The sequence below is a fragment of the Kitasatospora sp. GAS204B genome, from assembly GCF_029892155.1.
GTDB lineage: Bacteria > Actinomycetota > Actinomycetes > Streptomycetales > Streptomycetaceae > Kitasatospora.
Genome location: NZ_JARZAG010000001.1, coordinates 430,850 through 456,601 on the forward strand (window position 1 = coordinate 430,850; position 25,752 = coordinate 456,601).

The following is a 25,752-nucleotide window of genomic DNA, read 5'->3' on the forward strand; positions in this document are numbered from 1 at the left end:
GACCGCCACCGCCGCTGCCGCAGGCCGTCGGTGCTAACCGAACTGCTGCTCCAGGTCCTTGAGCTTCTGCTCCAGCGAGTCGAGCCGGGGCAGCGTCATGGTGTCATCCTCCGTGCTGAGGTCGATGGTCCGCCGACCGGGGCGGGCCGGCAGGCCGGGCGCGGTGGCGGTCTCCGGGGCGGGGAGCGGTGCTATCGCGGGCTCCGCGCTGCTGGCGGGCTCCAACTGCCGGGCGGCGGCGCCGGTGCGGACCCGGCCCCAGCCGCCGGGGGCCCGGTTGAGCGCGCGGATCTCGGCTCGTTCGCGGCGGCTGGCCAGCCGCTGGCGCTCGCGGTTGACCACGGCCTCGCGCCTGGTGTCGCGGACCTCCTCGACGGCCTCGTCCAGGCTGCGGACGCCTTCGAGCAGCATCAACGACCAGGCCGCGTAGGTCTCCAGCGGGGCGCGCAGCCAGCGCACGATCCGGATCTGCGGCAGCGGCCGGGGCACCAGCCCCTGCTCGCGCAGCGCCGCCACCCTGGTCTGCTTGAGCGCCCGGTCGAAGAGCACGGCGGCCGACAGCGACATCCCGGCGAAGAACTGCGGCGCTCCCGCGTGTCCGAGACCGCGGGGCGCGTGCACCCAGTTGAACCAGGCGGAGGCGCCGGCGAAGAGCCAGACCAGCAGGCGCGAGCCGAGCGCAGCGTCACCGTGGCTGGCCTCGCGGACGGCGAGCACCGAGCAGAACATCGCGGCGCCGTCGAGACCGAACGGGACCAGGTACTCCCAGCCGCCGGACAGGCCCAGGTTCTGGGTGCCGAAGCCGACCAGACCGTGGAAGGAGAGCGCAGCCGCGACGGCCGCGCAGCAGAAGAGCAGGGTGTAGGAGGCGCCTCCGTAGAGCGACTCCTTGCGGCGGCGCCGTTCCTCGGTGCGCTCCCAGGAGTCGGCGCCGCGCGCGGTGGCCGCTCCCCTGCTGCGCAGGAAGGCCACCAGGAGGGCGCCCGGCAGCAGGATGGCGACGGCGGCCACGGCCCAGCCCAGTGGTATGTCCGACAGTTTCATGGTGCTGGACCAACCTCGCTCTCTCGGCATGCGAAACGGGACGGCACGGGGCCACCCGAGGGAGGTTCATCATGGCGGATGGTGCTCGGCCGCGTGGGCGGTTTGGGGGTAAATACGCTGGAGAGAGCGAGAGCTGACGTTCCGTCAGGATGATGATATGACCGCAGGCTTGGCGGGGTCCGCTCAGCCGCAGGAGCGCGGGCAGCCGACGCACGGGTCCGCGGGGCGCACCGTGTAGTAGAGGCAGCAGCTCACCCGGGTGCGGACCGGGGTCGGTGGGCCCGCCGGGCGGCTCGCCCCGGCGGTTCGGAACGCGGCGGTTCGGAACGCGGTGGTCCGGAACGCGGCGGCCCCGACGAACGGGGCGCTGTCCGCACCCTCGGGCAGCAGTGCCGCCAACTCGGCCAGCGCGCGGGCCTCCTGGCCGAGCAGCCCGGCGGCGTACCAGAGGCCCTCGACCACTTCGTCGGTGGCCAGCCCCCAGAGGGTGCGCGGACCGCGCCGCAGCTCGCCACGGAAGGCGGCGAGGAGCGGGGCCAACTGCTCGGCCAGCGCGGCGCGCAGCGCGGTCCGCAGGGCCGGCTCGTCCGCGACGGGGCGGGCCCCCGGCAGCCGGGCAGCCGGGTCGCCGGGCAGGCAGGCGAAGGCGATCGGCTCCGGGGCCGCCAGCAGCGCCAGCTCGGCGGGCCCGCCGCCGCTCGCGGCGCGCCGGCTGGCCAGCTGCGCGACGGTCGGCAGCGGGACCCGGCGCTCCAGCAGCCAGGGCAGCGTGAAGAGCAGGCAGAGCGGCCAGGTGTAGCGGTGCAGCCAGAAGCCGGCGGCGACGTCGGGCCGGGGCGCGGTGCCGTAGCGGGCCAGGCCGTGCCGGGCCTCGGTGGCGATCAGCCGGGCCCGCAGGGCCGGATCGGCGAGCAGCCGGGGGGTGCGCACCCAGCCCTCGTGCGGGTGGGCGGCGCGGCGGTGCTGGATCCGGAGCTCCGGGAAGACCTGGGCGAACGCGGTGTACGCGCCGGCGAAGGGGGGCGCCGGGGGCGGGTACGGGGAGGCGCACTCGGTCAAGGCGAGGCCCCATCGGATCGGGCGGGGTGCGGCCCCGGGCGTGGCTGATCCCCGGGAGGGGCGGGGTGCACACCCCACCCCCTCAGGTAAGCCTCACCTTAGCTGACGGGCCGTCGGAGATCCCGCCCGCCGCGTCCGTCCGGGGGACCGGCGGCCCGCGCTCAGGCCGTCTGCGCCCAGGCCGTCCGCGCTCAGGCCGCCCCGCTCAAGTCGCCGTCAGGCCGCCCCCGCCGCCCCGCGGATCCGGGGCACCCCCGGGCGGGCGCTCGGCGGCGCCCCGCGCGGGGCGCCCGGTGGGCCGCCGGGGCTGCCGGTGCCGCCGTCCTCGCCCAGCCGGCCCACCAGCCAGACCGGCACGCCGCCCAGCGCCTGCACCAGCCGCCCGGCCTCGGCGCGCAGCCGCTGCGCCTCGCCCGGCTCCGAGACCTCGGCCAGCGCGGCCAGGGCCGGCGCCACGCCCACCATGAAGCCCAGCTCCTCGCGCAGCCGGAGCGAGGCGGCGAAGCCCTCGCGGGCCCGGGTGCGGTCGCCGCCGGCCAGCGCGAGCGCGGCCAGGTGCCGCCAGGTGGCGGACGCCAGCAGGGTGTCGCCGTGCGCCAACGCCCCTTCGTGGGCCCGGCGGTAGGCGATCCAGGCGGCGGTCTGGTCGCGCAGCAGGTTCTCCGCGACCAGCCCGCGCCGGAAGTCCAGCAGCGGCCGCCCCGGTGCGCTCGGCGGCAGCAGCGCGGAGGTCCGCCCGAGCGCGGCCTGCGCCTCGTCCAGCCGGTCGCGCGGCCCGAGCACGCTGCCCAGGTAGGCCAGGAAACCGCGGGCGCAGGCGGCCGCCGCGCGCTGCTCGGTGCTGGTCACCCCGGCCTCGGCGAGCCGCAGCGCGGCCTCGGCCTGGTCCCAGTGGTCGGCGGTGAAGAGGCACTGCTCGATCAGCAGCTCGGCCCGGACCAGGGCGGTTCGGGCGTCCCGTTCGGCGCTCAGGGTGAGCAGTTCGGCGGCCTCCTGCCAGCAGGCGCGCGAGCGCAGCCGCCACACCGTGCCACTGGTGATCTCGTCGAGCGGGCCGTCGGCCCCCGGATGCAGCCCCCCGCCGTGCGGCGGCACCCCGGGCGGCCCGCCGGGCGGTTGCGCCCCGGTGCCCCCCTGCGTGCCGTGTCGATGTCGGTCGGCATCCGCCGGCCGGCCGCGCGCCCCCCCGCTCAGCGGGGCCGTTCCGTGCTCCGACAACGCCACCTCCTTGTGTGCGGTGCCCCACGGTCATGCGGTGGCTCCGACGGCGACGGATCGGCGGCGGAGACCGACGACCAGGCTGTGGAGCACCGCAATTCAACACTCGGGTGAGCTTGTGCACCAGATCACGAGCGCGACGTCTTTCGGTTCTCTCCCCGTTCTCTCCCGGTTCTCGAGCGGTTTCGAGCGATCTCGAGCGGTCTCGGGTGGCCGCGTGGGGCTGGTGGTGACGGACGGTCAGGAGGTCCAGCCGGTCTCCAGCAGCGCCTCGGCCGCGCCGTTCACCGGCTGCGGCACGCCTCCCTCGTCCAGCGCGAAGAGCGCCACCAGCAACTGCTCGCCGCGCACCGTCGCCTGGTGCGAGTACCCGGCGGTGGTGAACATCGCGGCGGCCATCTCCTCGGCGTGCAGGGTCTGCAGCCACAGGCACTCGACCGAGCGCATGTCGGCCTGCTCCGGCCAGCTGTCCACCTGGGCCACCAGGCGCCGGCCGAGCAGCGTCACGGCCTCGCGCTCCTGGCCCTCGGTCAGCTCCAACTCGCCGAAGCCGAGCCACTCCAGGTACCGGGCGGCGGCCAGCACGGCGTCCTGCCCGGTGCGGATCGGCTGCGGGCGGAACGGCGGCCGGTTCTGCCAGCGGCCGCCCTGCGGCACGGCGGGCTGGATCGGCGGGGCGGTGGGCGCGCTCGGCACCCCGGCGGGCGGGGCGGCCGGCGCACTCGGCACCCCGGTGGTGTGCCGCGGTGTGCCGGAGTAGCCCTGGCGCTCCGCGAGCAGCGAACCGTCGCCGTGCTGCGCCCCGGCCGCGCCGGGGCGCACCCCGAGCGGGCGCGACCCCTGCGGCCCGGTGGCCCCCGCGCGCGGCTGCCGGTCGACCGGCAGCCGCACCGTGGCACCGCAGTTACAGGTGAACTCCGGCTGCGGCCACTGGTCGTTGCGCCCGCAGCTCGGGCAGCGCAGGCTCAGCCAGGAGTCCTCCCAGGAGCGGAACCGCACCTGTACCGGCACCCCGCCGCGCAGCAGCGGCACCTTGAGCGCGGCCCCGCACGGGCAGGGCAGCGTGGGCGGCTCGTAGACATGCTCGCGCCGGCAGGCCGGACAGCGGATCGCCCGCGCGCCGGCCGGTGCGGTCGCGGCCTCGGGGAGCTGGTCCCCCGGACGCGGTCCACCGCCGTCCCAGGAGTCGTTGCCGGTGAAGTCGTCGGGCAGCGGATGTCCGGACAAGGCGCGCACCGTCCGTTCGGGTGAGAGGGGCGGGTCGCCCTCCATCGTCCCCGATCGGGCCGTTCGATGGTGCCGAATGTCGGAATGATCAGGGATTTTTCAGGGTGAATCCCTCGGCACGCGGAGCCCCCGCGGGCGTCAACCCGCCGACCAGCGGGCCAGATCGGCCGGGGTGTCCAGGTCGTCGGGGACGGCGATGTCGCCGCACTCGACGAGGCGCAGTTCGGCCTGATGGTTCGTCAGCAGCGCGCGGGCGCCGGCGTCGCCGCGGGCGGTCTCGGCGGCCTCGGCGAGGTGCTCGGCACCGATCAGCACGGGGTGGCCGCGGCGGCCCTGGTAGCCGGCGGCGGCCAGCGTGGCGCCGGCGCGGTGGGCGGCGAGCAGCCGGGCAACGGCGGCGGGGGTGACGCCCGGGGTGTCGACCAGCGAGACCAGCACGCCCGAGCAGCCGGCCGGCAGCGCGGCCAGGCCGGTGCGCAGCGAGCCGCCCATGCCCTCGGCCCAGTCGGGGTTGGCGAGCACCGTGCAGCCGGCCAGCTCGGCCGTGGCGAGCACCTGGTCACGAGCCGCGCCGAGCACCACGAGCACCGGATCACAGCCGCCCTCGCGCACCACCTCGACGGCGTGCTCGACCAGCGGGCGGCCCTGGAAGGGCAGCAGCGCCTTCGGCCGGCCGCCCAGCCGCCGGCCGCCGCCGGCGGCGAGCACCAGGGCGGGAACGGGCGAGGTGGGCGGGGGAAGCTCGGCCATGCCACCAGCATGGCGGTCGGCGGGCCGCCCGCGCGCTGTGTGATTGCACAAGGGTGCGCCGCTGACCTTGTACGGACGCCGGTCGATGCGCCGCTGGATCTTTGCCGCGTGTCGTTTTCTACTGGCAGTCATGCACACCGCACCCTCCCCGCTGGTCGACCGCTTCGGCCGGGTCCACACCGATCTGCGGATCTCCCTGACCGACCGCTGCAACCTGCGCTGCACCTACTGCATGCCGGCCGAGGGCCTCAACTGGCTCCCGAAGGCCGAGGTGCTCACGGACGAGGAGATCATCCGGCTGGCGCGGATCGCGGTGCGGCGGCTGGGGATCGCCTCGGTGCGGCTGACCGGGGGCGAGCCGCTGCTGCGGCGCGGCCTGCCCGGCCTGGTGGGGCGGCTGACCGAGCTGGACGTGGAACTGTCGCTGACCACCAACGGGATCGGGCTGGCCAGGATGGCCGGCGACCTCAAGGCCGCCGGGCTGCGCCGGGTCAACGTCAGCCTGGACACGCTGCGCCGCGACCGGTACCAGGAGATCACCCGGCGCGACCGGATCGAGGACGTCTTCGCGGGCCTGGCCGCCGCACAGGAGGCCGGGCTGGCCCCGGTCAAGATCAACGCGGTGCCGGTGCGCGGGGTCAACGACGACGAGATCCTCGACCTGGTCGCGTTCGCCGCCGATCACGGCTACCGGATGCGGTTCATCGAGTCGATGCCGCTGGACGCCCAGGGCGCCTGGGACCGCTCGGCGATGATCACCGCCGACGAGCTGCTGGCCGTGCTGGGCACCCGCTACCGGCTGATCCCGGTGGAGCGCGCGCCGCTCGGCGCCGGGCGCGGCACCCCGCCGGCCGAGGAGTTCCGGATCGCCGGGACGGACACCGTGCTCGGCGTGATCGCCTCGGTCACCCGGCCGTTCTGCGGCACCTGCGACCGGGTCCGGCTGACCGCCGACGGCCAGCTGCGCAACTGCCTCTTCGCGACCGAGGAGTCCGACCTGCGCGCGCTGCTGCGCGGCGGCGCGGCGGACGCCGAGATCGAGCGGGCCTGGCGCAACACGATCGCGCGCAAGGGTCCGGGGCACGAGATCAACTCCGCGGCCTTCGTCCAGCCGGAGCGGCCGATGTCGGCGATCGGCGGCTGATGGCTGACGGCTGATGGCGGTCGGCAGCGGGCCGGCAGCGGCTGGCGGGGGTGGTCCGGAGGCACTGACGGTTGGTCAACGCGGGCGCCGCTGTACCGTACCGTCAGGGTCGACGGACGGGGGAGCAGGGATGTGGACGCGCTTGGCGGCCTGCCCGGTGGGGGCCGATGCCCGGGTCTGGATCGAGCGGTCGACGGCCTGGCTGGCCGATGAGTTCGGCCCGGGTCCGCTGCTGCGCGAGCCGGTGCTGCCGACCGCCGAGCAGTTCCCCGGGCCGTACGCGGGCACGCCCGACGAGATCCGCCGTCTGGTGGGCACGATCCGCACCGTCGTCGGGGTCCACCCCGAGGTGATCACCGTCGAGATCGAGCCGGACTCCGGCCTGGACGCGATGGTCGCCGAACTCGGCCTGACCAGCCGCTCGCGCTACGCGGCGGGTCACTACCGGCGACGCGACGGGCTGGCGGTGATCGGCATCGACCAGCGGATGGCGGCCCGCCCGACGGCCCTGATCGCGACCATCGCCCACGAGTTGGGCCACGTCCGGCTGCTGGGCGAGGGCCGGATCAGCCGGACGCGCGAGGACCACGAGCCGCTGACCGACCTGTTCACGGTCTACTTCGGGCTGGGCGTCTTCGCCGCCAACTCCGCCTTCACCACCAGCCGCAACCACCGGCAGCAGTCCTGGCAACGGCTCGGCTACCTCTCCGAGCGGCAGTTCGGCTACGCCTTGGCCTGCTACGCCTGGCTGCGCGGGGAGCGCAAGCCCTCCTGGGCCCGGCTGCTGAGCACCAACCCGCGCGCCTACCTGCGCCACGGGCTGCGGTACCTCCAGCAGCACGGCCCGGGGCCGGAGTTGGCGGAGGTGCGGGCGGCGCTGCCGGAGCCGGATGCGGGATAGCGATGCAATGGGTGTGCTTATACGAAGAGAAGGTGATATCTCTCTGCGGTGAAGCTCACTCTGGCGCGTGCGTCGCGCCGCATCCTGCCCGCAGTGCTGGGGGTCACCGTGGTCGCCGGCTGCGGCGGTTCCGGGGGATCCCCCGTCGCCAAGAGCCCGGCCCCGTCGGCGGTGCGGGCCTCGACCAGCACCCCGCCCGCGCCGTCCCCTTCCGCCACGCCGGCCGGCGCCGACGACCCGGCGCTCAAGCCGTTCTACGGACAGCAGGTCGGCTGGGGGAGCTGCTCGGCGGATCCGGACACCCGGGGCACCGACTTGTCCGCCTTCCAGTGCGGCACCGCGCACGTCCCGCTGGACTACGCCCACCCGGGCGCGGACACCATCGACATCGCGCTGATCCGCAAGCCCGCCGCGCAGCAGGGCCAGAAGCTCGGCTCGCTCTTCTTCAACCCGGGCGGCCCTGGCGGCTCGGGCCTCGACTACCTCGCGAACACGGCGGACAGCCGGTTCAAGACCCTGGGCGACCGGTACGACCTGATCGGATTCGACCCGCGCGGGGTCGGCCGGAGCACCGCCGTGCACTGCCTGGACGACGCGGACCGCGACAAGCTCAACGCCCAGGACCACGCGACCGCGACCACCATGAAGGACTTCGAGAGCGGCTGCGCCGCCAAGTCCGGCAAGCTGCTGCCGTTCGTCGGCACCGTGAACGCGGCGCGCGACCTGGACGTGCTGCGCGGGGTGATGGGCGATCAGAAGCTGAACTACCTGGGCTTCTCCTACGGCACCTACCTCGGCACCGTCTACGCGGACGAGTTCCCCGGCCGCACCGGCCGTCTGGTGCTGGACGGCGCGATGGACCCGAGCCTGGACGCGCTCACCGCCGACGTCCAGCAGCAGATCGGCTTCGAGGGCGTCTTCGAGCACTTCGCCGCCGACTGCGTGACGCAGAGCGGCTGCCCGCTCGGCTCGGACCCCGGCACCGCCGCCAAGAAGGCCGCCGACTTCCTGGACGGCCTGCAGAACCACCCGCTGACCTCGGCCAAGAACGGCCGCGTGCTCACCTCCGCCGAGGGCTGGACCGGCGCGCTCGACATGCTCTACGGCTCCGCCAAGGACTGGGGCTACCTGCGGAGCGCCCTGTCCCAGGCGATGAACCAGCACTCGCCCGACTTCATGCTGGTGCTGGCCGACAACTACAACGGCCGCGACCCGAACGGCCGCTACACCAACGAGGCCGACGCCAACACGGCGATCAACTGCGCCGACGACGGCACCCCGAGCCCCACCGACGACCAACTCCAGCAGGCCCTGCAGCAGTTGCAGGCCAAGGCGTCCTACCTGAACCGCCGGGTCACCATCGACGACCTGCGGGTCGGCAACGACTGCGGCGCCTTCCCGGCCCACGGCGCGCCGCCGCAGGTGATCAAGGCCACCGGCAGCGCCCCGATCCTGGTGGTCGGCTCCACCGGCGACGACGCCACCCCGTACGCCTGGGCCCAGCACCTGGCGAGCGGCCTGGCGAACGCCACCCTGCTGACCCGGGACGGTGACGGGCACACCGGTTACGACAAGAGCAGCTGCATCCAGAGCGCGGTGAACGGCTTCCTGCTCAACGGCACCATGCCGGCGGCCGGGACGCACTGCTCGACGGACATCACCGGCTGACGGGAGGTCGGTGGCCCGGCAGCCGCGGGACGGGAGGGGGCCGACGCACCGCCGGGTGAATCGGCCCCCTCTCCCGGGTCAGGAGGTGGTCGGCGCCGTCAGGTCGTAGACCGTCGCGCTGCCCACCGTCTTCGCGGTGTAGTGCGCGCTGACCCAGGCGGTGATCTGCGAGCTGTCGTCGGAGCCGCCCTGCTGGGCGCCGAAGCCGCCACCGCCGATGAAGTAGTGGATCCGGCCTTGCCGCACGTCCTGCTGGAAGGCGGCCAGGCTCAGCGAGGGGTCGCTGCCGTTGAAGCCGCCGAGTGCCATCACCGGCTCCCGGGTGGCGAGTTGGTAGCTCGCCGCGTTCTGCGAGCCGACCGTGGCGGCGGGCCAGGTGTAGTTCGCGGCGTCGGCCTTGAGCAGGGTGGCCAGCGCGGGGCTGACCTGGGCGCCGTCGATCAGGCCGCCCATACCGCCGCCACCGCGGGTGCCGCCGCCCGCACCGGCCGGTCGGCCGCCGCCGGGGAAGCCGCCGGTGGTCGAGCCGCCCGGGGCACCGCCGCCCGGCGCACCCCCGCCCGGGAACGCGCCGCCGGCGCCGCCGGGGAACCCACCGCGCGGGAAGGCGCCGCGCGTCCCGCCGGGGGCGCCGCCGCCGGGCCGGCCGCCGCCCGGGAAGCCGCCGCCCGCCACCTGCGGCCCCGCCGTCGGGATCGAGCCGGTGTGCGCGCTCGCCACCGTGTCGACGGCGTACGCCGCCGGTCCGCCGAGCCCCGCCGCCAGCGCGAGCACGCCCCCCACCGCCGACCACCGAGCCGCCGCCCGGCCCGCCAGCCGCCCGGCTGCCAGCAGCACGAGCGCCGCCCCCAGACCGCCGAGCAGCACCACCCAGCGCAGCCACGGCACGAAACCGGCGCTGCGCCCGAGCAGCAGGTACGCCCAGAGCGCCGTGCCGCCGACCAGCACGGCGAGCAGCGCCGCGTACGGCAGCCGCCGGCGGGCCCGCCAGAGACCGTCCACCCCCATGCCGACCAGTGCTGCCACGGCCGGGGCGAGGGCGACCGTGTAGTACTGGTGGAAGATGCCGGACATGTAACTGAACGTCAGACCGGTGCTCAGCAGCCAGCCGCCCCAGACCAGGAACGCGGTGCGGGCCGCATCGGTGCGCGGGGCGCGGCGGGTGGCCCAGAGACCGAGGAGCAGCAGCACCAGCGCGGCCGGCAGCAGCCAGCCGATCTGACCGCCCAGGTCGCTGCCGAACAGCCGGGTCAGCCCGGTGCTGCCCCAGTGCGGCCCACCGCCTCCGCCGGCGCCCCCGCCCCCGCCGGGAGCAGCCGCGCCCCCGCCCACGCTGCCGGTCTCGTTCCCGGTCAGCCGGCCGAAGCCGTTGTAGCCGAAGGTCAGCGACAGGAAGCTGTCGTCCTGCGACCCGCCGACGTACGGCCGGTCCGCCGCCGGCACCAGCTGCACCACGGCCACCCACCAGCCGCCGGCCAGCACCAGGGCGAGCCCGGCGGCCAGCAGTTGGCGAAGCCGTCGCCACAGCCCGGTGGGCGCGACCACCAGGTAGACCAGCGCGAAGGCGGGCAGGATCAGGAAGGCCTGCAGCGTCTTGGTCAGGAAGCCGAAGCCGAACATCACCCCGGCCAGCAGCAGCCAGCGGGTGCTCGCGCTCTCGGTGGCCCGGACGAAGGCGTAGGCGGCCAGCGTCAGCAGCAGCACGAGCAGTGCGTCGGGGTTGTTGAAGCGGAACATCAGCGCCGCCACCGGGGTGAGCGCCAGTGCCGCGCCCGCGAGCAGCCCGGCGAGCGGCGAGAAGCGGCGGCGGACGGTCGCGTAGAGCACGCCGACCGTGGCCACGCCCATCAGCACCTCGGGTGCGAGTACGGTGAACGAACTCAGGCCGAAGAGCCGGGCGGTGAGCTCCATCGGCCAGAGCGACATCGGCGGTTTGTCGACCGTGATGAAGTTGGCGGCGTCCGAGGAGCCGTAGAAGAAGGCCTGCCAGCTCTGCGTGCCGGCCTGGACCGCGGCCGAGTAGAAGGAGTTCGCCCAGCCGGAGGCGGTCAGGTTCCACCCGTACAGGGCGGCGGTGGCCAGCAGCAGCCCGAGCAGTGCCGGTCGCACCCAGGCGGGGTCGTCCGCCCGTCCGCGCCAGGTCCGGGCGGGCAGCGTGCGCAGCCGTCCCGACCAGCTCCGCGGCCCCTTCGGGCCGGGGGTGGGCGGCGCGGCGGGCGGGAACAGCGGCTCGGGACCGGCCGGGTGGTCCGGGCGGTCGGCGGCCTGCCCGGGCGGCTGCGGCGGCGGGTAGTGCGCGGCCTCGGGCCACGGCACGCTGCTCTGGGGGGCGGAACTGGTCGTGGTCATGGCGCCACGGTCCACGGCGGGCCTGGCAGGGCCTTGGGGTGAGCCTGTGAGCCGGCTATGTGCTTCGGCGGTGACGAGGTGGCGCAGGTGACGCGGGCGACGAAGGTGACGGACCGTCAGGTGGCGCCCTGCGCGCCGGTCAGGCCGGGCACCGACAGCTGCTTGCCCAGCCACTCCAGGGCCGGCGGGATCTCCCGGCCCCAGGTGTGGAAGTTGTGGCCGCCGCTGTTCAGGGTGATGGTGGAGAGCTTGGTGGGGGCCTTGAAGGAGTTCACCATCTCCTGGGTGGCCTGGTAGTTGTCCTCGTTGGGACTGGTGGCCAGCAGCAGCGAGACCGGCTGCGCCGGGGTGTTGCGCAGCCGCCACAGCAGGTCGTTCTCCTGCTTGAGCTGGGCGCTGCCGCCGAACAGGTCACCGGTGGTCGGGTCGTTGGAGACGCTGTAGTCGGCGGAGAGCGCGATCGCGGCGTGGTAGGCGTCGGGCTTGCGCAGCGCGAACTTCAGCGCGCAGTAGCCGCCGGTGGAGTCGCCCATCACGGCGTGCGCGGAGGCCTGCGGGGCGATCCGGTAGCCGGCGGCCAGCGCCTTGGGCAGGTCCTCGGTGAAGTAGGTCTCCACCTGCGGGCCGTGCGGGACGTCCATGCACTCGGTGTCCCGGCTGGCGATCGGCGAGGGGCGCATCATCACCAGCACCATCGGCGGCAGCTGCTTGGCGTTGATCGCCTTGAGGGTGCTGGCCGGGTACTGCATCAGCGAGATCAGCTTCTCGGCCGTGCCCGGGTAGCCGGAGAGCACCAGCGCCATCGGGAACTTCTGGTTCGCGTAGGCCGGCTGGAAGTACTGCGGCGGCAGGTAGACGTAGCCGTCGTTGCTCAGCCCGGAGGCGGCGCCGGTCACCGAGACCTGCTGGATCACCCCGGAGCGGTCCTCGGCCGAGCCCTGCGAGGAGTAGAACTTCTGCTCGCCGGTGACCTGCAAGGAGTTGCTCGGCTGGTGGTCCACCACCTTGCCGGGGCCGCCGGCGGTGCCGAGCAGGTCGGTCCAGCTGGTGTAGAAGCCGAAGTAGGAGTTGGCCACCAGGGCCATCGCCACCAGCACCAGCACCTGGGTGCCGAAGAAGGCGCCGAGCCGGCCGAGTACGGGCTTGACGCCCTTGCCGCCGAGCTTGGGCCAGAGCCACATGGTGGCGACGAAGGCCGCCACGGCGAGCAGGCCGGTGATGAGCTGCAGGGGAAGTCCGGTCAGGGCGAGCACCGCATGATCGTAGATGACGCGCCAGAGACGGCGCAGGTCACCCCCTCCGCCGGGCCGATACTCGTCGTGCACGGTCATTCACGAAGCGTGCGCGGGCCATTGACCCGGTCGGCCGGGTTTTGGGACGCTGATCGCGCACGCGCACGCGAGCCTATGGGGGGCTTCACCTTGCACGTCTCACCTCGCATCACCGGCAGTGCCGGTCGCCATCCGCTGCGCCGCACGGCGGTGCTCGCCGGTGCGCTGCTGCTGGCCACCGCCTGCAGCTCGGCCCGCTATCCGGGCCCGAACCCCGGCCCGGTGCCGGACGGTTCGATGGGACCGCTGCCGACCAGCAGCCCGAGCCCCACCACCGTCCCGTACGGGCAGACGCTGGAGTCCTACATAGCGCCGCTCAGCACCGCGCTCGGCCAGCTCACCTCGGCCGGCAGCGTGACCGAGCTGGGCACCGCGCTGGCCGGCGCGCAGCAGGCGGCGAGCGACGGAGCGCAGGGGCTGCAGGGCACGGACGCGCCGGCCGAGGTCGCCGACACCCACCGCCAGCTCTATGTGGCGCTCGACACCCTGGCCACCGACCTGGGCACCGTGCAGAGCGACATCGGCAGCAGCAAGGTCTGCGCCACCTCCTCCGCGCTCGCCGAGACCGGCCAGTCGCAGGGCCTCAAGGACGTGACCACCGCGCTGCAGGCGCTGTCGACCGCCGGATACACCAGCACCTTCACCGCCCCGCAACTGCCGCAGCCGCAGCAGCGCGCGCTGAAGAACGGCACCTGGGTCCGCGAGGGGCACGACGACGGCAGTGGCGAGCTGACGGTGGACAACACCGCCGGTTCGACGGACGCCGTGCTGACCCTGACCAAGGCCGGCCAGTCGGCCTACTCCTTCTACGTGGGCAAGGGCCAGAGCACGAAGGTGACCGGCATCGAGGACGGCACCTACGACATCTACTTCACCGGCGGCACCGACTGGGACGACGCGAGCAAGAAGTTCACCGAGGACTGCGCGTTCACCAAGTTCCAGGACTCCGCCGACTACACCACCACCAACAGCACCTACCAGACCTACACGCTCACCCTGACGGCCAGCGTCGGCGGCAACGCGCAGACCAACGCGGTCCCGCCGGACACCTACCCCGTGCCGTAACGGCAGGTCACCCCGCCGTGCGCGGGATCCGTCGCTCCCAGTCCCGTTCGAAGACCACCGCGCCGCCCTCCCAGGCGGTGAGCCGGCTGCGCGCGGTGAACGTCTCGGCGTCGCAGGCGAGTTCCGAGCGGGTCAGCACGGTGACGTCCCAGCCGTGCTCGGGCCGCTCCAGCCGGATCGTCCACTCGGCGTGGGTGGCGGCGCTGACCGGGTCGGTCGAACGGATCCGGCAGCTCACCGTCGCCTGCTCGGTGCAGGCCAGGCCGTCGGGGTGGCTCAGCGAGCCGCCGGTGCGCGGGTTCAGCTCCAGGCGCCACTCGCCCGCCGCCAGGTCCCGCACGACCAGGCGCTCCGGGTGCGGTTCGGTCGGCGTCCCGTGCCGCACGGCCAGTGGCGTGGCCTGCTCGGGCTCGGCGAAGGTGATCGGGGCCCGGCCCACGTCGGCGGCCAGGTGGCGCACCGGCAGGGTCAGCACGCTGGGGCCGGGGTCCACGTCGAACCCCGCGTCCTCGGGCTGCGGCCAGAGCCAGGGCCAGTAGGCGGAGGAGAGTGCCAGGCGCAGCCGATGGCCGGGCGGGACGGCGAAGCCGGCCGAGAGCAGCTCGAACTCGACCTCCGCCACCGCGCCGGGCTCCCACGGCACCGCCACCTCCCGCCCGTGCCGGGCCGCGAGGTTGAGCGCGCCCCGGGTGATCAGGGTCGACGCACCGTCCGGCGCCACCGCGCAGAGCCGGGCGATCACCTGCCCGCGCGGTGCGGCGCAGCGCAGCCGCAGCCGGACGGCCGGGCGGCCGAGCAGTTCGAGCCGTTCGGCGAGCGGGGCGCTGTCGAAGCAGACCGAGCGGCCGTCCTCCTCGCGCTGGTCGGGCGGCAGGTCGGCGGCGCTGCCCAGCGCGACGTACTGCCCGGCGTCGACGCCGGTGTGCTGCGGGGAGCGGACCGGCACGAAGCGCTCGCCCTCGGGGGTGCCGGCGGTGCGCAGCGTGTCGGCCAGGCCGTAGTGGATCTCCCGGACGTCGTCGGAGGGCCACTGGTCGTCGCCGACCCAGCGGCCGGCGCCGCCCGGTTCGCCCAGCCAGCAGCGCAGCGCGGGTTCGGCCAGGATCCCGGTGTCGGTCTCCTTCAGCCACTGGTCCCACCAGCGCAGCGTCTCCTGGAGGAAGCCGATCGCGGGGCCCGGCTGCCGCGCGCGGTCGGGGTACTGCCGCGCCCAGGGCCCGATCAGCCCGCGCACCGGCGCGTCCAGGTGCTCGACCAGCCGCAGCACGGTGTCCCGGGACGGATCCGCCCAGCCGCCCACCGCCAGCACGGCGGCCTTGATCGAGCCGTACCGGTCGATGATGCCGGCCCGGCGCCAGTAGTCGTCCCGGCTCTGGTGGGCCAGCCAGGGGAAGAGGTAGGGCTCGACCGCGGCCAGTCGCTCCAGCCAGCGGGGCCGCCACTGCTCGCCGACGTACTTGGGGTCCGGCGGGCGGGCGGCGAAGGCGAGCAGTGCGGCGGACCTGGCGTGGCCCGCCGGGCCGAGCAGCGAACCGCCGAAGTAGTGCGTGTCGTTGTCGTAGTGGTCGTCGCTGGCGCCGACGGTGACCACCGCCCGCAGCGGCTCGGGGGCCAGCGCGGCCAGCCGCAGCGCGGTGCCGGCGCCCCAGCCGATCCCGATCAGGCCGAGCCGTCCGGTGCACCAGGGTTGGCCGGCCAGCCAGTCGAGCACCGCCAGGCCGTCGGCCAGCTCCTGGGCGCCGTACTCCTCGCCCGGCAGCCCGTCGGAGTTGCCGTGGCCGCGCAGGTCGACCCGCACGCTCGCGTAGCCGTGGCCGGCGTACCAGGGGTGGCGCTCGGCGTCGCGCTCGGCGGTGGCGTCGCCGAGCCGGGAGGGCAGGTACTCGAGCAGGGCCGGTACCGGCTGCTCGGTGACGGGGCGCCAGATCCGGGCGTGCAGTTCGACGCCCTCGGCCACCGGGATCCGCAGGTCCTCGCGGGTGACGCGGTACGGGTAGCTGACGGGGTGTCGCATGCACCGACCATAGAGGAGAAACCGGACAAAAGTGCCTAACCGCCGGGAAATCGTGTCCGCATGCCGAGCCTAGTTGCACATCACTTGCAACTGCAGCCGCTGAAGGGGAAGGATGTTCGAGTTCTGCCGCTCCGCATCCCCGAAAGAGGTCGCCGCCCGATGAGCAGCGCACCGGTTCCCACCGTCGCCCGGCCCCGCTGGACCGCCCGCCTGACCCGCGAGGAGTGGGTCCGGCTGGCCGGCATGGGCGCCTTCGTGCTGGCGCTGCACGTGGTCGGCTGGTTCACGCTGCTGGCGGTGATCGCCCCCAAGCACTACGCGATCGGCAACCAGGCCTTCGGCGCCGGGCTCGGCCTGACCGCCTACACGCTGGGCATGCGGCACGCCTTCGACGCCGACCACATCGCCGCCATCGACAACACCACCCGCAAGCTGATGGGCCAGGGCAAGCGGCCGCTCTCGGTCGGCTTCTGGTTCTCGCTCGGCCACTCCTCGATCGTCTTCGGCCTCTGCGCGCTGCTGGCCTTCGGCGTCCGCTCGCTGGCCTCCTCAGTCGAGACCGACGGCTCCCAGCTGCACCGCACCACCAACCTGATCGGCACCAGCGTCTCGGGTGTCTTCCTGCTGCTGATCGGCCTGGTCAACCTGGGCGCGTTCAACGGGATCCTGAAGGTCTTCCGGAAGATGCGCGGCGGCCACTTCGACGAGGCCGAGCTGGAGCAGCAGCTGGACAAGCGCGGCTTCCTGAACCGGATCCTGGGCCGGGTGACCAGGGCCGTCACCAAGTCCTGGCACATGTACCCGGTCGGGATGCTCTTCGGCCTGGGCTTCGACACCGCCACCGAGGTCTCGCTGCTGGTGCTGGCCGGCGGCGCGGCGGCCTTCTCGCTGCCCTGGTACGCGCTGCTGGTGCTGCCGGTGCTCTTCGCGGCCGGGATGAGCCTGCTGGACACCATCGACGGCTCGTTCATGAACTTCGCCTACGAGTGGGCCTTCTCCAAGCCGGTCCGCAAGATCTACTACAACCTGACGGTGACCGGCCTGTCGGTGCTGGTCGCGCTGGTGATCGGGGTGATCGAGCTGGTCGGGCTGCTGGCCGACCAGTACGACATCACCGGCGGCCCGGTCGGTTGGATCGCCTCGCTTGACCTGAACAACGTGGGCTTCGCGATCGTCGGGCTCTTCGTGGTCACCTGGGCCGGCGCACTGGCCTTCTGGAAGTTCGGCCGGGTGGAGGAGAAGTGGTCGGCGCCGCTGGCCGGCCGGGCGGTGCCGGAGGGGGAGTGACCTGCTGGATGGTGGGGGTGGACCGGAATCCGGTCCACCCCCACCGCTGCTCGGCGATCTGACGCTACGTCAGCGAAGCGCGGCCAGAACCGCGTTCGCCATCGCCTGCTCGCCGGTCGCGTTCGGGTGGAACGGGACGGCGGGCGAGCCGGGCAGCGCACCCTCGACCCACCGGTCGTCGGAGCAGACGTCGTGCCCCGTGGTCGGGGTCGCGGTGTCCACGTAGGTGGCGCCGTTGGCGGCGGCCGTGTCGGCCAGCATGGTGTTCACCTGGTCCAGGATGCCGTGCAGGTAGGCCACGTCGCCGACGGTGACCGGCTGGCGGCCCGCGCAGGTCGAGGCGTCGGCCGGCAGCACCGACGGGTAGCCGACCAGCAGCACCTTGGCACCGGGGGCCTTGGCGTGGATCTGCTGCAGCACGCTCGCCAGCTGCGGCGCGGCGCCGTTGATCCGGTCGACCAGGGTGTCCTCGCCGTACTGCCAGGTGAAGCTCGCCGAGCTCCAGTCCCAGGCCCAGTGGCCGTGCTCGTAGACGTCCTTGCACGGGGTGCCGGCCGGGTTGACCACCGCGCCGCCGATGCAGGTGGCGATCACGTCGGCGATGCCCAGGTCCGAGGTGCCCAGGTCGTTGCCGCCGATGCCGAGGGTCACCAGCTCGGTGCCGGGCGAGAGGGCGTTCAACTGCGGGTCGTTGACCTTGATGAAGGCGTCGTACTGGCTGCCGGTGATGTCCTTGATCTTGGCGGCCGAGCAGGTCACGTCGGTGTACGAGCCGGTGCCCAGGGCGGCGGCCACCAGGTGACCGTAGTTGTGGTCAGAACGCAGGCAGAGACCGGCCGACTGGCCGGGCACGCCGGCCCCGGCCGCGTACGAATCGCCGAGTGCGACATAGGAGTTGTAGGCACTGGTGTCGGCGCCGGCGGAGTTCGCGGACAGTCCGATCAGGGTGGCCGCCAGGGCCAGGCCGCCGAAGAGTTTTCGGGCAGGGCTGAGCACGGGTTCCTCCTGGGGGAGAGAAACTGAGGGTGGGTGGGGGTGGGGGTGTGCGCACTGCCGCGGTTGCTACTGCCAGGTAAGTTACCGCCAGGTTTCGTAGGCGTCTACCGAATGCGCCACCGAATTCACCGAGGCCATTTCCCGGGTTAATTTCGCGTCATCGTGGAGCGAAATTCGAAATGCCGGAATTCCACCACCGCCACCGGAGAGACCGCCACGGACACCGCCACGGACACCGCCCCGGACGCCGGAACCGCGGCGCTGCGGCCCGTGGTTGACGCACCGGCACGCAGGCCGCAGGATCGGGGGTCCCGCAGACGGACCCCAGGTCCGTCCGCGCTGAACCCCGAGTCTGGAGGAGCCCGCAGATGGCACTGGACGCCGACGTCATCGTGATCGGAGCCGGCCTGGCGGGCCTGGCCGCGACCGCCGAACTCGCCGACGCGGGCCGCACGGTGATCCTGCTCGACCAGGAGCCGGCCGGCTCGCTCGGCGGGCAGGCGCACTGGTCCTTCGGCGGCCTCTTCCTGGTGGACTCGCCCGAGCAGCGGCGGATGCGGATCCGCGACTCCTATGAACTCGCCTGGCAGGACTGGCTCGGCACGGCCGGCTTCGACCGGCCCGAGGACCACTGGCCGCGCCAATGGGCCAAGGCCTACCTGGACTTCGCCGCCGGCGAGAAGCGGCCCTGGCTGCACGCGCAGGGGGTGCGGTTCTTCCCGGTGGTCGGCTGGGCCGAGCGCGGCGGACTGCTGGCCAGCGGGCCCGGCAACTCGGTGCCCCGCTTCCACATCACCTGGGGCACCGGGCCAGGGCTGGTCGAGCCGTTCGCCCGCCGGGTGCGGGCAGGGGTCGCCAAGGGCCTGGTCCGCACGCTGTTCCGGCACCGGGTCACCGAGCTGGCCGCGACCGCGGGCGTGACCGACACGGTGCGCGGCGAGCTGCTGGTGCCCAGCACGGTGGAGCGCGGGGTGGCCAGCTCGCGCGAGGTGGCCGGGGCCTTCGAGCTGCGCGCACAGGCGGTGATCATCGCCTCCGGCGGTATCGGCGGCAACCACGAACTGGTCCGCAAGGCCTGGCCGGCCCGGCTCGGCACCCCGCCCGCGCGCCTGCTCAGCGGGGTGCCCGCGCATGTCGACGGCCTGATGCAGCAGGTGGCGGGCGCGGCCGGCGGCCACCTGATCAACGGCGACCGGATGTGGCACTACACCGAGGGCATCGAGAACTGGAACCCGATCTGGGCCAAGCACGGCATCCGGATCCTGCCCGGGCCCTCCTCGCTCTGGCTTGACGCCCGCGGCAACCGGCTGCCCGTCCCGCTCTTCCCCGGCTTCGACACGCTGGGCACCCTGGAGCACATCATGGGCACCGGGTACGAGCACACCTGGTTCGTGCTCACCCAGAAGATCATCGAGAAGGAGTTCGCGCTCTCCGGCTCCGAGCAGAACCCGGACCTGACGGGCCGCAGCCTGCGCCAGGTGCTCGGGCGCGCGCTGCCGGGCGCGCCAGGCCCGGTGGAGGCGTTCAAGCGGTACGGGTCGGACTTCGTGGTCGCCGACCGGCTCGACGACCTGGTGCGCCAGATGAACGGCAGGACGGGCGAGGACCTCATCGACGAGGCCGCGCTGCGCCGGGAGATCGAGGCGCGCGACCGCGAGATCGCCAACCCCTTCAGCAAGGACCTCCAGGTGACCGCGATCCACGGCGCCCGCCGCTACCTGGGCGACAAGCTGGTCCGCACCGCAACTCCGCACCGCCTGCTGGACCCGAAGGCGGGTCCGCTGATCGCGGTGCGGCTGCACGTGCTCACCCGCAAGTCGCTCGGCGGGCTGGAGACCGACCTGTCCGCCCGGGTACTGCGGGCCGACGGCTCGGTGCTGGACGGCGTCTACGCGGCCGGCGAGGTGGCCGGGTTCGGCGGTGGCGGGGTGCACGGCTACCGCTCGCTGGAGGGGACCTTCCTCGGCGGCTGCCTGTTCAGCGGGCGAACGGCCGGTCGGGCGGTGGCGGCGGCCACCGCCTGATCTGAGCGGGCGTCAGCGGGCGTCAGGAGACCCGGTAGCGCCCGACCATGCCGCCCATCATGTGGTCGGTCACGTGGCAGTGGTAGATCCAGTCGCCCGGGTTGTCCTCGGTGTACTCCACCGTCAGGCTGGTCGCGGGGCCGATCAGCTCGGAGTCCACGTAGCCGCCGTTGCGCAGCCAGCGGTGGCCGTGCAGGTGGAAGACGTGGAACTCCTTGCCGAGCGCCACGATCCGCCAGCGCACCCGCTCGCCGCGCTTGGCGGTGAAGGTCGGGGTGTTGTCCAGGTAGGCGCCGGCGTTGAACATGTCGATGTCCTGGGAGATCGACGGCACGTCGGCCTGGTACACGTCGTGCATGCAGAGGATGAACTCCCGGTCCACCGGCGGGGTGTGCTTGTCCGTTATCGCGATGATGCCGAGCAGGCCCAGTTCCGCGCCGATCTCCATCACCCCGGCCCCGCCCATCGCCATGCCCTGGTGCGGCGCGGCCGCGGCGCCGGCGGCCGGGATGGTCTGCGGCACCGAGTGGTCGTGGTACGGCCAGGTGCCCACCGAACTGGGCAGCGCCTGCCAGGTGTAGGTGTAGCTGGCGCCGAACGCCACGGCGGTGCCCGGCAGGTCCGGCACGTCGGCCAGCCAGCCGCCGTCGCTGTCGCGGTCGTAACGCACGCCGTGCGGGTGCATGCTGTGCGGCCACTTGTAGTGCTCGTCGTTGTTGCGGAAGTGCACCACCAGGGTGTCGCCGACCTGCGCGCGCAGCACCGGGCCCGGCAGGCCGCTGTTCTCGCCGATCCCGTGCGGGCTGGTGTCGGCCGGCAGCGGGGCGCCCCAGTTGGCGGTGTAGGCGCGGTAGCCGAGCGCCCAGAAGGTGGTCTGGGCGGCGGTGAAGTGCGTGCCCATCATGCCGTCGTAGCCGTTGGGGACGGCGTTGTGCTCGAAGGACTCGGCCTGGATCCAGTACTCGCGGACCTGCCCCGGCGGCAGCTGCTCCAGGGCGAACGGGTCGGCGCCGGGGGTGCTCGGGGCGGCCTGGGCGGCGGCCGAGGCGCCCAGCGCGGCGGAGCCGGCCATCGCCGCCACGGCGCTGCCGGCCAGCAGGGTGCGGATCGCGCCGCGGCGGCTCGCGTCGGGAAGCTCGGAGCCTGGGCGCTCGGAGTCTGTGGGCATGAGGGTGCCTTTCTTCGGTGAGCAGTGGTGATGGGGAGTCAAGAGGAGTGAAGGGACCCGGTCAAGCGTTCTATCGGGGTTGAGCGGTATACGTCAGGTGCGCCGCAGGTCAGCGTCATGTGAAGATTTGCGGGAGATGCTCTGAGTTCCCTCTCAGTGATCTGACGGATCGTCAGGAAGGGTTTCCGGTACGGAAGACCAGTGAAAGAAACCGGTTCGACGGCATCCGTTCACCGCTGGTCCCGGCGCCGGACAGCCGAGGATGGCAAAGTCCCGGTCATCGGATACCTCGGTGGATAGCCCCCGGCTCGGTGGCAGCCTGTGGAGACGGTGTAAGGCCCTGACGGAGCACTTCGGGCGGGCGGCCGTCCATGAAGCAGGAGAACCCGGGGCCGGCAGGCCCCACGCGGCTCGGCGCCGACTGACGGATGGGCGTCGCGGGTGGCCCCTCGGGAGAGAATGCTCTCCCGAGGGGTCGTTCGGCTCCTCGGCTGCGCTGCGAAAGGGTAGACCGGATGTCACAGCAGGTCAGGGGCGTCATCGCCCGAGGTAAGGGCGAAGCGGTCGAGGTGGCGACGATCGTCGTACCCGATCCCGGACCTGGGGAGGCGGTGGTCAAGGTGCAGGCCTGCGGGGTCTGCCACACCGACCTGCACTACCGGGAGGGCGGGATCAACGACGAGTTCCCGTTCCTGCTCGGGCACGAGGCCGCCGGCGTGGTGGAGAGCGTGGGCGCCGGGGTGACCGAGGTGGCGCCCGGCGACTTCGTCATCCTCAACTGGCGCGCCGTCTGCGGCCAGTGCCGGGCCTGCCGGCGCGGCCGGCCGCAGTACTGCTTCGCCACCCACAACGCGAAGCAGAAGATGACGCTGCTGGACGGCACCGAGCTGTCGCCCGCGCTGGGCATCGGCGCCTTCGCCGAGAAGACGCTGGTCGCCGCCGGGCAGTGCACCAAGGTCGACCCGGCGGCCTCGCCCGCCGCGGCCGGACTGCTGGGCTGCGGGGTGATGGCGGGCCTGGGCGCGGCGATCAACACCGGCGGGGTGAGCCGCGGCGACAGCGTCGCGGTGATCGGCTGCGGCGGGGTCGGCAACGCGGCGGTGCTGGGTGCCCGGCTGGCCGGCGCGGCGAAGATCATCGCGGTCGACCTGGACCGGCGCAAGCTGGACCGGGCCAGCGGCCTGGGTGCCACCCACGTGGTGGACGCCTCGGGCGGCGTCGACGTGGTCGAGGCGGTGCGCGCGCTGACCGACGGTCACGGCGCGGACGTGGTGATCGAGGCGGTCGGCCGCCCCGAGACCTACAAGCAGGCGTTCTACGCCCGGGACCTGGCCGGCACCGTGGTGCTGGTCGGCGTGCCGACGCCGGAGATGACGCTGGAGCTGCCGCTGCTCGACGTCTTCGGCCGGGGCGGCGCGCTGAAGTCCTCCTGGTACGGGGACTGCCTGCCGTCGCGGGACTTCCCGATGCTGATCGACCTCTATCTCCAGGGCCGGCTGGACCTGGACGCCTTCGTCACCGAGACGATCGCGCTGGACGAGGTCGAGCAGGCCTTCGCCCGGATGCAGGGCGGCGACGTGCTGCGCTCGGTGGTGGTGTTCTGATGCACATGCCGCCCCCCGAACCCGAGATCGAGCACCTCGTCACCGCCGGCACCTTCGAACTGGACGGCGGCAGCTGGGAGGTGGAGAACAACGTCTGGATCATCGCCAACGACCGGGACGCCGTGGTGATCGACCCCGCGCACGACGCCGCCGCGATCGCCGAGAAGGTCGGCGACCGGCGGGTGCTGGCGATCATCTGCACCCACGCGCACAACGACCACGTGAACGCCGCGCCGGAGCTGGCGGAGATCACCGGCGCGCCGATCCTGCTGCACCCGGACGACCTGCCGCTGTGGAAGCAGGCCCACCCCGGCGACCACCCGGACGAGGAGCTGACGGACGGTCAGCGGATCACGGTCGGCGGCCTCTACCTGCACATCCGGCACACCCCCGGGCACAGCCCCGGCGGCGTGAGCGTCTACGCGCCCGCGCTGGACGCGGTGTTCACCGGCGACACGCTCTTCCAGGGCGGCCCCGGGGCGACCGGGCGCTCGTTCTCCGACTTCCCGACCATCATCAGGTCGATCCGGGAGCGGCTGCTGACGCTGCCGCCGGAGACGGTGGTCCACACCGGCCACGGCCCGACCACCACGATCGGCGACGAGGCCCCGCACCTGGAGGAGTGGATCGCCCGGGGGCACTGAGGTCGTCGCTCAGAGCGCGGCCAGCTGCTCGGCCAGCGTGTCGCTGTTCTGGAACGTGAGGCCGGCCAGCGCGATGTGGCGCCAGCGGACCGTACCGTCGCCGTCGAGGATGAAGACCGAGCGGCGCAGCCCGAGCCCGGGGACGGCGATCCCGAAGGCCTTGGCGACGGTACGGTCCGTGTCGGCGAGCAGCGGGAAGCGCAGGTCGTGGCGGCGGGCGAAGGACTCGTGGCTGTCCAGGTCCTGCGGGCTGATGCCCCAGACCGTGGCGCCGAGGTCCTTGAAGCGGTCCAGGTCCGAGGTGTACGAGCAGAGCTGCTTGGTGCAGACGGCGGTGTTGTCGCCCGGGTAGAAGGCGAGGACGAGCGGGCCGCCCGCGGCCTCGGCGAGGCGGTAGTCGCGGCGCTCGGCGGCGTCGTCCGTGAGGAGCAGCCCGGGGAGGGTGAAGTCGGGTGCGGGGGCGCCGATCTCGGGGGACTTGGCCATGGGGGTTCCTTTGCGCTCGCGAAGGTGGACAGAACGTTCGTTCTCCCGTGGCGATCGTAGTACGGTCAGTGGCGTGAGTACACCTTCCGCCGCCCGCCAGCGGGTCCTCGACACCGCCACCCGGCTGTTCTACGCCGAGGGGATCCGCGCGGTCGGCGTGGACCGGATCGTCACCGAGGCCGGCGTCACCCGGGCCACCTTCTACCGGCACTTCCCCGGCAAGGAGGAGCTGGTCCGCGCCTACATCCAGGAGTGGGACGCCCGGATCCGCAGCGAGGCCGGGGCCGCGCTCGCCGCCCTGACGCCGGTTCAGGCGCTCACCATGCTGGTCACCCGGCTCGGGCAGGAGATGTGCGGCCCCGGCTTCCGCGGCTGCCCGTTCATCAACGCCGCCGCCGAGTACCCCGATGCCGGGCACCCCGTCACCCGGGCGATAGCCGAGCACCGGGCCTGGCTGCGTGCGCTGCTCGGGGAGTTGCTCGCCGCCGTCGGGGTGCCGGAACCGGAGCGCCGGGCCGACCTGCTGGTGCTGCTGCGCGACGGCGCCATGGTGGGCGCCGCACTCGGTGACCCGGCAGCGGTCGTCGCCCAGCTGGCGGACGCGGTGGCGGAGCTGGTGGGTCTGGGCCCGGCCGGTGCGGTCAGCGGCGCGGCCCGGCCATGATCACGCCCACGCCGACCAGGCAGATCACCGCGCCGAGCAGGTCGTAGCGGGTCGGCCGGAAGCCGTCCACCAGCACGCCCCAGAGCAGCGAGCCGGCCACGAACACCCCGCCGTACGCGGCCAGTACCCGCCCGAAGTGGCTGTCCGGCTGCAGTGCGGCGACGAAGCCGTACCCGCCCAGCGCCACCACCCCGATCCCGGCCAGCCACCAGGGCCGGGACTCCCGCATGCTCTGCCAGATCAGCCAGCAGCCGCCGATCTCGGCGACGGCGGCCAGCGCGAACAGGGCGGCGGAGCGGAGCGTGGTCACGAGGGTCAGAACTCCGAGTTCGCGAACCAGCGGGCCAGCAGCTCCTGGTCGCCGTGGACCTCGAGGCCGGGGGCCGTCCGGTCGAGGCGGCCGTAGAGCAGGAGCAGCAGGTCGGCGGCGCTGCCCTGGACGGTGGCGTCCGCCGGGGTGTCGCCGTCCGCGTCGTTCGGGGTCAGGCCGAAGCTCTCCGGGTCCAGCCGGACCGTCCAGTCGCCCTCGCCGTCGGTGCGGGTGAAGCGGATCGTCTCGCCGGTGCCGCGCAGCTGGGCCGTCTTGGGGGCGAAGCCGACCGCGAACGGCAGGTTGACCAGGAACTCCGCGACGGCGTCCGCGGCCAGCGCCGGGTCGATCTCCGGCCGCAGGCCCAGCGCGAGTTCGGCGTCGACCCGGTGCACCAGGGTCTCGCAGAGCATCCGGCGGGCCCAGAAGCGGGCGTGCTGGTCGGCGCCCCAGGCCCACATCGGGGCGTCGGACTCGACGGTCGCGAACGCCTCGGCGGCCACGGTGGCACTCGCGGCCAGCCAGTCGCGGTAGCCGTCCTCCTCGGCGGGCAGCGCGAGTTCGACGTCGCGGCTGGTCGGCCGCTGCTGGATCTGCTGGCGCAGCAGCACCGAGAACCAGCGCTGCACGCTGCCGGTGTGCCGGATCAGGTCGAGCAGGGTCCAGCCCGGGCAGCTGGGGACGGGGGTGGTCAGGTCGGCGCCCTTGGTGAGGGTCACGAACCTGGCGGTCTGCTCGGCGACGAGCGCGCGGTGGTCGAGGGAGCTCATGGAGGGAGCCTACCCAGCCGGGTGCTCCG

22 protein-coding genes are annotated in these 25,752 nt (G+C 73.5%); 9 read left to right on the forward strand and 13 right to left on the reverse strand.

Annotated features, from left to right (window positions below; genetic code table 11):
• Positions 1 to 33 precede the first annotated feature (33 nt).
• From P3T41_RS02020 to P3T41_RS02040, 5 genes are all read right to left on the reverse strand, one after another.
• Positions 34 to 1,044 carry a DUF2637 domain-containing protein gene (locus P3T41_RS02020; RefSeq protein ID WP_280687170.1) on the reverse strand — a complete coding sequence of 337 codons (1,011 nt, stop codon included), beginning with the start codon at positions 1,042 to 1,044 and terminating at the stop codon, positions 34 to 36.
• Between the two features lie 183 nt (positions 1,045 to 1,227).
• Entirely contained in the window at positions 1,228 to 2,103 is an 876-nt protein-coding gene (locus tag P3T41_RS02025) for a (2Fe-2S)-binding protein (protein WP_280687171.1), read from the reverse strand.
• 216 nt (positions 2,104 to 2,319) lie between these two features.
• Entirely contained in the window at positions 2,320 to 3,177 is an 858-nt protein-coding gene (locus P3T41_RS02030) for a hypothetical protein (protein ID WP_280687322.1), read from the reverse strand.
• A gap of 384 nt (positions 3,178 to 3,561) precedes the next feature.
• Positions 3,562 to 4,548 carry a hypothetical protein gene (locus P3T41_RS02035; RefSeq protein ID WP_280687172.1) on the reverse strand — a complete coding sequence of 329 codons (987 nt, stop codon included), beginning with the start codon at positions 4,546 to 4,548 and terminating at the stop codon, positions 3,562 to 3,564.
• Positions 4,549 to 4,686: 138 nt separating this feature from the next.
• A complete protein-coding gene (locus P3T41_RS02040) occupies positions 4,687 to 5,298 on the reverse strand; it encodes a nucleotidyltransferase family protein (protein WP_280687173.1) in 612 nt (203 codons plus the stop codon).
• Positions 5,299 to 5,428: 130 nt separating this feature from the next.
• Here P3T41_RS02040 and moaA point away from each other — a divergent pair, with 130 nt between their 5' ends.
• From moaA to P3T41_RS02055, 3 genes are all read left to right on the forward strand, one after another.
• Positions 5,429 to 6,442, forward strand: coding sequence for a GTP 3',8-cyclase MoaA (moaA, locus tag P3T41_RS02045; protein WP_280687174.1), 1,014 nt, complete (start codon positions 5,429 to 5,431; stop codon positions 6,440 to 6,442).
• Positions 6,443 to 6,572: 130 nt separating this feature from the next.
• On the forward strand, positions 6,573 to 7,343 hold the full coding sequence (locus tag P3T41_RS02050) for a hypothetical protein (RefSeq protein ID WP_280687175.1): 771 nt from the start codon (positions 6,573 to 6,575) through the stop codon (positions 7,341 to 7,343).
• A gap of 48 nt (positions 7,344 to 7,391) precedes the next feature.
• Complete coding sequence (locus P3T41_RS02055; RefSeq protein ID WP_280687176.1) at positions 7,392 to 9,011, forward strand: alpha/beta hydrolase; 1,620 nt, start codon at positions 7,392 to 7,394, stop codon at positions 9,009 to 9,011.
• Between the two features lie 78 nt (positions 9,012 to 9,089).
• Here the strand turns inward: P3T41_RS02055 and P3T41_RS02060 are convergent, their stop codons facing one another.
• Together P3T41_RS02060 and P3T41_RS02065 are read right to left on the reverse strand one after the other, a co-directional pair.
• Complete coding sequence (locus P3T41_RS02060) at positions 9,090 to 11,360, reverse strand: glycosyltransferase family 39 protein (protein WP_280687177.1); 2,271 nt, start codon at positions 11,358 to 11,360, stop codon at positions 9,090 to 9,092.
• A gap of 116 nt (positions 11,361 to 11,476) precedes the next feature.
• The gene (locus tag P3T41_RS02065; protein ID WP_280687178.1) at positions 11,477 to 12,691 is read right to left on the reverse strand and encodes an alpha/beta hydrolase-fold protein; all 1,215 of its coding nucleotides are present in this window, start codon (positions 12,689 to 12,691) and stop codon (positions 11,477 to 11,479) included.
• Between the two features lie 90 nt (positions 12,692 to 12,781).
• Between P3T41_RS02065 and P3T41_RS02070 the strand changes: the two genes are divergently transcribed.
• Positions 12,782 to 13,756 carry a hypothetical protein gene (locus P3T41_RS02070; protein WP_280687179.1) on the forward strand — a complete coding sequence of 325 codons (975 nt, stop codon included), beginning with the start codon at positions 12,782 to 12,784 and terminating at the stop codon, positions 13,754 to 13,756.
• Between the two features lie 7 nt (positions 13,757 to 13,763).
• Here P3T41_RS02070 and P3T41_RS02075 read toward each other — a convergent pair whose 3' ends face one another.
• The gene (locus P3T41_RS02075; protein WP_280687180.1) at positions 13,764 to 15,770 is read right to left on the reverse strand and encodes a CocE/NonD family hydrolase; all 2,007 of its coding nucleotides are present in this window, start codon (positions 15,768 to 15,770) and stop codon (positions 13,764 to 13,766) included.
• A 159-nt stretch (positions 15,771 to 15,929) separates the two neighbouring features.
• Between P3T41_RS02075 and P3T41_RS02080 the strand changes: the two genes are divergently transcribed.
• Positions 15,930 to 17,057, forward strand: a complete 1,128-nt coding sequence (locus P3T41_RS02080) for a HoxN/HupN/NixA family nickel/cobalt transporter (RefSeq protein WP_280687181.1) — start codon at positions 15,930 to 15,932, stop codon at positions 17,055 to 17,057.
• Positions 17,058 to 17,126: 69 nt separating this feature from the next.
• On the opposite strand, the gene P3T41_RS02085 is transcribed toward P3T41_RS02080, so the two are convergent.
• A complete protein-coding gene (locus P3T41_RS02085; protein WP_280687182.1) occupies positions 17,127 to 18,053 on the reverse strand; it encodes an SGNH/GDSL hydrolase family protein in 927 nt (308 codons plus the stop codon).
• A 368-nt stretch (positions 18,054 to 18,421) separates the two neighbouring features.
• Between P3T41_RS02085 and P3T41_RS02090 the strand changes: the two genes are divergently transcribed.
• Entirely contained in the window at positions 18,422 to 20,077 is a 1,656-nt protein-coding gene (locus tag P3T41_RS02090) for an FAD-binding dehydrogenase (protein ID WP_280687183.1), read from the forward strand.
• 22 nt (positions 20,078 to 20,099) lie between these two features.
• Here P3T41_RS02090 and P3T41_RS02095 read toward each other — a convergent pair whose 3' ends face one another.
• Complete coding sequence (locus P3T41_RS02095; RefSeq protein ID WP_280687184.1) at positions 20,100 to 21,245, reverse strand: multicopper oxidase domain-containing protein; 1,146 nt, start codon at positions 21,243 to 21,245, stop codon at positions 20,100 to 20,102.
• Positions 21,246 to 21,760: 515 nt separating this feature from the next.
• On the opposite strand from P3T41_RS02095, the gene P3T41_RS02100 reads away from it, so the two are divergent.
• The gene (locus tag P3T41_RS02100; RefSeq protein WP_280687185.1) at positions 21,761 to 22,849 is read left to right on the forward strand and encodes an S-(hydroxymethyl)mycothiol dehydrogenase; all 1,089 of its coding nucleotides are present in this window, start codon (positions 21,761 to 21,763) and stop codon (positions 22,847 to 22,849) included.
• 5 nt (positions 22,850 to 22,854) lie between these two features.
• A complete protein-coding gene (locus P3T41_RS02105) occupies positions 22,855 to 23,493 on the forward strand; it encodes an MBL fold metallo-hydrolase (protein WP_280687186.1) in 639 nt (212 codons plus the stop codon).
• A 9-nt stretch (positions 23,494 to 23,502) separates the two neighbouring features.
• Here P3T41_RS02105 and P3T41_RS02110 read toward each other — a convergent pair whose 3' ends face one another.
• Positions 23,503 to 23,979 (reverse strand): peroxiredoxin, encoded by a 477-nt coding sequence (locus P3T41_RS02110; protein WP_280687187.1) that lies wholly within the window; start codon positions 23,977 to 23,979, stop codon positions 23,503 to 23,505.
• A gap of 73 nt (positions 23,980 to 24,052) precedes the next feature.
• Between P3T41_RS02110 and P3T41_RS02115 the strand changes: the two genes are divergently transcribed.
• Complete coding sequence (locus P3T41_RS02115; protein WP_280687188.1) at positions 24,053 to 24,643, forward strand: TetR/AcrR family transcriptional regulator; 591 nt, start codon at positions 24,053 to 24,055, stop codon at positions 24,641 to 24,643.
• On the opposite strand, the gene P3T41_RS02120 is transcribed toward P3T41_RS02115, so the two are convergent.
• Both P3T41_RS02120 and P3T41_RS02125 read right to left on the reverse strand, forming a co-directional pair.
• Positions 24,621 to 24,953 carry a YnfA family protein gene (locus tag P3T41_RS02120; protein ID WP_280687189.1) on the reverse strand — a complete coding sequence of 111 codons (333 nt, stop codon included), beginning with the start codon at positions 24,951 to 24,953 and terminating at the stop codon, positions 24,621 to 24,623. The genes P3T41_RS02115 and P3T41_RS02120 overlap by 23 nt on opposite strands.
• Positions 24,954 to 24,958: 5 nt before the next feature.
• Complete coding sequence (locus P3T41_RS02125; RefSeq protein WP_280687190.1) at positions 24,959 to 25,723, reverse strand: maleylpyruvate isomerase family mycothiol-dependent enzyme; 765 nt, start codon at positions 25,721 to 25,723, stop codon at positions 24,959 to 24,961.
• Between the last annotated feature and the right edge of the window lie 29 nt (positions 25,724 to 25,752).